Genomic DNA, 6,218 nt, shown 5'->3' on the forward strand with positions numbered 1-6,218 from the left:
ACCCCGGGCCCTCGGGCGGGGCGGGTGGCAACGGCGGGGCCGGTGGCAACAGCGGCCCCGGTGGGGTCAACGGCAGCGGCGGCGACAGCGGCAGCGGCGGAAAAGGTGGCACCGGCGGGGCCGGTGGAACCGCCGTCACCCTGGGCAAGAGCGGCGGGGCCGGCGGCATGGGCGGTACCGGAGGCGACGCCGGCACCGCCGGCCTCGCGGGGTCCGGAGGTGCCGGGGGCAGCGCCGGCACATCCGGCAACGGTGGCAACGGCGGGCTTGGCGGGAACGGCGGCAACGGCGCCGCTGGAAAAGACGGCGCGGGCGTCCAAATCAACGGCAGTACCGCCGGCGCCGGCGGGGACGGCGGACAGGGCGGAACCGGTGGCAAGGCCAACGCCGGTGGCACCAACGGAAGCGGCGGCCAAGGCGGCAACGGCGGACTCGGCGGCGTGGGCGGTGCCGGCCTTTCCGACTCCGGCAACGCCGGCGGCAACGGCGGCAACGGCGGCAAGGGCGGCGCCGGCGGCGGCGCCGGGAAAGCCGGTCTGGCCGGTGGCGGCGCCGGCGCCCCGGGAACCGTCGGGACGGCAGGCACCGGCGGCAACGGCGGCAAAGGCGGCAACGCCGGAACCGCCGCCGACGGCGTCGACAACTTCAGCCTCAGCAACAGCGAACCCGGAGGCAATGGCGGTGCCGGCGGCAACGGTGGCCAAGGCGGCCAGGGCGGCGCCGCCAATGGCGGAACCGCCGGCAGCGGCGGGCAGGGCGGCAACGGAGCCAACGGCGGCAACGGCGGGGACGGCGCAAAAGGTCCCACCTACGATCCTGGCACCGGGGCCGGAGCCAACGGCGGCAACGGCGGAGACGGCGGAAACGGCGGTGCCGGTGGCAACGCGGGCCTAGGCGGAGAAGCCGGCAGCGGCCCCGGCGGCACTAAGGGCCTGAGCGGCATCGCCGGCGCCGGCGGCTTTGGCGGCAACGGCGGCAACGCCGGAAACGGCGCCAAGGGTGATTTCGCAATCGGAGGGGACGGTTATGCCGGCGGCTTCGGCGGCAACGGCGGCAAGGGCGGCAGCGGCGGAAACGGCGGAAACGGCTTCGGCGGCATCGGTGGCGGCAACGCCGGCGGCGGCGGTGACGGCGGCAACGCTGGATCCGGTGGCGGCGGCGGCACACCCGGTCTCGGAGGTAACGGGGGACCCGCGGGCAACGGCGGCAACGGCGGCGCCGGCGGCAACGGCGGCACCGGCGGACTCGGCGGGGGCAAGGGCGGGAACGGCGGCAGTGGCGGCAATGGCAACTCCGGCGGGTTGGGCGGTTCGGGGAGCGGCTTCGCCGGCCAGAACGGCGGCCCCGGCGGCAACGGCGGTACTGGCGGCAACGGTGGCACCGGCGGCAACGGTTACGGCGCTATAGCCGGCACCGGCGGCAAAGCCGGCAACGGAGGCGCAGGAGGCACCGGCGGCGCCGGCGCCGACGCAGTATCGGGGAGCGCCGACGACGGCGGAAAGGGGGGCAACGGCGGCAACGGCGGCGTCGGCGGCAGCGGAGGCAGTGCGTTCAATGCCACGGGCACGGCCGTCGCCCTGACCGGCGGCGGCAACGCCGGTAGCGGCGGTGACGGCGGCGTCGGTGGCAACGGCGGCAACGGCGGCGAATCCACTTTCGCATCGGGAGGCGACGGCGGTGCCGCCGGCACTGGCGGGAGCGGGGGCAACGGCGGCAATGGCGGCTCGGGCGGCGGCAAAGGCGGCAGAGGCGGCGACGGCGCCGACGGCGGCAACGGCGGCAACGGCAATGGCACCAGCAGCAACAACGGCGGCAACGGCGGCACCGGTGGCGGCGGCGGCAACGGCGGCAACGGCGGCGTCGGCAACGGGGCCAAGTCCGGCGCCGGCGGCTCCGCGGGCAACGGCGGCACCGGCGGTAACGGCGGCAATGCCTCGTACGCCCTCACGGGCAGCGGCTGGACGGGCGGCAACGGCGCTGTCGGTGGGAGCGGCGGTACGGGCGGGAACGGCGGCAACAACATCAGCTTTCCCGGCGGCAGTGGCGATGCGGGCAACGGCGGTGACGGTGGCCTTGGCGGTAGCGGCGGCAACGGCGGCACAACCGGCGTCGGCGGCAACGGCGGTCAAGGTGGCAACGCCGCCGCGGGTGGCAGTGGCGGCAACGGCGGCGACGCGGGCCTTGGCCTCGGCGGTGGTGCAGGCGGCAAAGGCGGCAACGGCGCCAACGGGGGCAATGCCGGCAACGGCGGCAGCGGCGATGGCGACCTCGGAGTCGGCCAGAAGGGCGGCAACGGCGGCACCGGCGGGAACGGCGGCAATGCGGGCAGCGGCGGCAAGGGCAACGGCGCGGCCGGTGGCAACGCCGGCACCGCCGGCAATGGCGGCAACGGCGGCAACGGCAACAAGGCCAGCCAGGCTTCCGGAGGCTACGACGGCGGCAATGGGGGAAGCGCAGGCAACGGCGGCAACGGCGGTAACGGCGGCGCCTCGAACGGTGGCGCCGGCGGAACGCCGAGCGCCGGTGGGACGGGCGGGACCGGCGGCAGCGGTGGGTTCGGCGGAGTAAGCATCACGATCAATACCTACAACGGCAACGGCGGAACTGGCGGCTCTGGCGGCTCCGGCGGCACCGGCGGCAGCGGAACCGTACCGGGCATATTCGGCGCCAAAGGCGGCAACGGCGGCACAGGTGGTGCCGGCGGCAACGGCCAGAACACTTACGGCAGCTCCGACTACTACGGCACCGGCGGTAACGGCGGCGGCGGCGGCAGCGGCGGCAAGGGCGGCAACTCCGGCAACGGCGGCCTAGGAAGCAATGGCTCCTCGGGAGGCGGCGGGGGCGGCCCGACCGGCGGAAACACAAACCCGATTGGCGGCAGCGGCGGCGGCGGCGGCACCGGCGGCAACGGCGGCACCTAAAACCTCGGCCTACAACACCCGCCGGCCTTGTGCCGCAAGCGTGTCGAGTGGGTTTAACGGATAGCGGCTGCAGACCGGGTGGAGATTGAGGGGTAGCGGCTGCTCCGCGGAGCTTCGAAACCAGCGCTGAGCCCTGGCCACCAGAACACTCGAAGGTGCTTTGCTAGCGCGCTAACCGCGTCCGTCCCCGGCTCGCGAATTGCACGCGATGGCCGTCGACGGCAATTGGGTATTTCGGCCTCTGCCGCACGCGCGGCTGGTCCGACAGCATCAGATCACTAGCGGGCTGGCAAATGTCGGCCATCTGTGTTTGTCGCGCCGAGGTGAGGGGTTAGAACGATGTCATTTGTGAACGTGGCACCGGAGCTGCTGGGTGCGGCCGCAGGGGATTTAGCCAGGATCGGGTCGGCGTTTCAAGCTGCCCGGTCGGCGGTGTCGGGCTCGACGACGGCGGTATTGGCGGCGGGTGCCGATGAGGTTTCGGCAGCGGTCTCTGCGTTGTTCGAAGCCCACGGCCAGCAATTTCAGACTCTCAGCGCGCAGGCGGCGCTGTTTCACGAGCAATTCGTCCAGGCGATGACGTCGGGAGCGGGGGCGTATGCGACCTCCGAGACGGCCAATGCAGCAGCGGCGGCGGCGGACCCGCTGACATCCCTGGTCGGTCAAATCCAGAGCACGGGGCTATTCAATTACGACCCGGTCAAGCTGCTGACGGGTCGCCCGCTGCTGGGCAACGGAGCCGATGGGGCGCCAGGGACCGGGCAGAACGGCGGCGACGGCGGATGGCTGGTCGGCAACGGCGGCAACGGGGGGTCCGGCGCGCTCGGGAAAGCCGGCGGGGCCGGCGGATCGGCGGGCTTATGGGGCCACGGCGGTGCCGGCGGTGCGGGTGGCGCCGGTGGGTACGGCGGAACGCTGCCTTCCGGCCTCGTGATCGGGGCCGGTGCGGATGGCGGGCATGGCGGAGCCGGCGGCCACGGCGGGTCCGGCGGCGCTAACCAAGCACTGCTCGGCGGGGTTGGCGGGGCAGGTGGCATCGGCGGCAACGGTGGCCAGGGCGGCAACGGCGGCACCGGCGCAGACGGCGTCAACAACCTACCCACCCTGGCCGGGGGCAGCGGGGGTGTCGGTGGCGATGGCGGTGATGCCGGTGCTGGTGGGGCCGGCGGCGTCGCGAACGGATCCGTCGGCGGGTTCCTTCAAGGGTTCCTCGGACAGGCCGGCGCCGGTGGCGCGGGCGGGACGGGCGGCGGCGGAGGTACTGGCGGGACCGGCGGCGCCGCCGACGGCGCGATCGCCAAGGGTTACGCCGGCCAGGGTGGCCACGGCGGCAACGGCGGCGTAGGTGGGGCCGGCGGCAACACCAGCGGCAGCGGCGTCAACGGCGCCGGCGGAGGCGGGGGTCAGGGTGGCACCGGCGGTCACGGCGGTTCCGGCCAGACCGACGCAGCCGGCAGTAACGCGGTCTTCGCCGGCGGCGGGGGTGGTGGCGGCGCCGGCGGGAGTGGCGGCCACGCCGGCAGCGGCGGCGCCTACGCCGGCGGCGACGGCACCGGCGGCACCGGCGGCACCGGTGGCACCGGCGGCACCGGTGGCACCGGGGGTGCCGGGGGTGTGGGCGGTGCCGGCGGGGCCCACTTATCGCCGTTCGGCCAGGACGGTGCCCTCGGTCAGACCGGCGACGGCGGCCGCGGCGGCAACGGCGGCAGCGGCACCATCAACGGTGGAGCCGGGGGCCTCGGCGGAGATGGGGGAGTCGGCGCGACGGGCGGCCGCGGGGGCGACGGCGGCAGTGTCACCGTCCAAACCAGCGGCATCAACAACACAAGCGTCGCGGGCGGTAAGGGCGGTCACGGCGGCATCGGCACCGCGGGCGCCGGCGGTGCGGGTGGCAACGGTGGCAGTGCCTACATCTGGGCCGGCGGAGGCACCGGAAACGCCGTCGGCGGTCAGGGCGGTGACGGCGGCACCGGTAGCACCGTGGGCGGAGCCGGCGGTGACGGGGGACCCGGCTCACTCATGGGATACAACTACGGCCCAGGCGGGGGCAGCGGCTATGCCATCGGCGGTGGCGGTGGTACCGGTGGAACCGGGCCGACCGGTGGCCATGGCGGTGACGCCGCCTACGCCTTGAACTGGGGAAGCGGCACCGCCACCGGCGGCAACGGTGGTTACGGCGGCACCGGCAACCCCGGTCACGGCGGTAGCGGCGGTGACGGCGGCGACGCCGAGGCGACCACCCTGGCCAAAGCTTCCGCAGGCTTTGGCGGTCTGCCCGGTACCGGGGGAGGCGGCTCAGCCGGCAAGGCCGGAACGGCCAGCCAGCTCTAGGAGCGCGAGGCCCGCTGACAGGCCGCTTCAGCCGCTGTGCGGCCGGTCGCGCCGAAAGCCGAACTCAGTTGCCGGCGACGGCCTGCACCAGCATGGTCGCAGATGGGCTCGACAACACCCAGTTACCGTTCTGGTTGACGAACATGAGGGGCTTCGTGACCGGTGCCGGGAGCTTCGGCCCCGAGACGGCCACGTCGGACATGACCGTGGCCGGGCCGTTCTGCTGAATGTTGGAGACGGCAAACGACAACGGAAGCTGCCCGTTCCGGTAAGCCACTCTCAGTTCGTGATCCATCTCATGGCCCTCGCCCGACCCGATACCGCCTTCGACCAGACCGTCTTTGGTCCGGTATGACACGCCCGGATTGGAAAGGTTATTGAGGATGCCGGTCAACTGATCGGGGGTCGGCAGGTTCAGCGTCGACGCGGGTTGCGGGTCCTGCGGTAGCGGCGCGCCGGTTGAAACCAGCTGCACCTGAGGCAGATTCGAAGGCGCGATGCCGGATGCGCCGGATGCCAGCCCCGCGGCGCCACCGCCAACGACGGCCAGTGCAGCCGCGCTGACAGCAATGGACTTGATGGATTTCACGGTTCCCCCAATTTGGGCATGAGCGTGCGGGACCGTTTCCCGCATCTGAATGCCGGCAATTTCTGCTGGCCACATCGTGCATCAATAGGAGGGCTCAAAACCGTTCTGCAGCAACCGGTATCGATCTGTTAGCCAACTGTAGTGAACCGAATCGCCGCAATTGGGCCGTGCGCCGACACTCAGGGCTGACCGGCGCCCCCGTCGTTGCTGTTGGCAACCGCGCCGTGCCCGCCGGAGCCGCCGGCGCCGGTGGTGCCGGCGTCACCCCCGGCGTTGACGAAAGCACCACCGTTGGCGCCGAGGCCGCCCGTCCCTCCGCCGGCACCGTCTGTGCCGGTGCCACCGGCGTAGCTGTTGGGAGGGATAACGACGCCGCC

The 6,218-nt window shown here is 73.4% G+C and carries 2 protein-coding genes and 2 pseudogenes; 2 read left to right on the plus strand and 2 right to left on the minus strand.

What is annotated here, in order from left to right:
- Both AO501_RS40115 and AO501_RS40120 read left to right on the plus strand, forming a co-directional pair.
- Positions 1–2,921, plus strand: a pseudogene (locus AO501_RS40115) (PE family protein); the annotation flags it as partial.
- 339 nt (positions 2,922–3,260) lie between these two features.
- Positions 3,261–5,252, plus strand: coding sequence for a PE family protein (locus AO501_RS40120; RefSeq protein ID WP_055577416.1), 1,992 nt, complete (start codon positions 3,261–3,263; stop codon positions 5,250–5,252).
- A 64-nt stretch (positions 5,253–5,316) separates the two neighbouring features.
- On the opposite strand, the gene AO501_RS09140 is transcribed toward AO501_RS40120, so the two are convergent.
- Positions 5,317–5,841: a hypothetical protein gene (locus tag AO501_RS09140; RefSeq protein ID WP_055577417.1), complete on the minus strand. Its 525-nt coding sequence runs from the start codon at positions 5,839–5,841 to the stop codon at positions 5,317–5,319.
- 179 nt (positions 5,842–6,020) lie between these two features.
- Positions 6,021–6,218, minus strand: a pseudogene (locus AO501_RS37855) (hypothetical protein); the annotation flags it as partial.

Origin of the sequence: Mycobacterium gordonae, from assembly GCF_001417955.2 — a bacterium.
Taxonomy (GTDB): Bacteria; Actinomycetota; Actinomycetes; order Mycobacteriales; family Mycobacteriaceae; genus Mycobacterium; species Mycobacterium gordonae_B.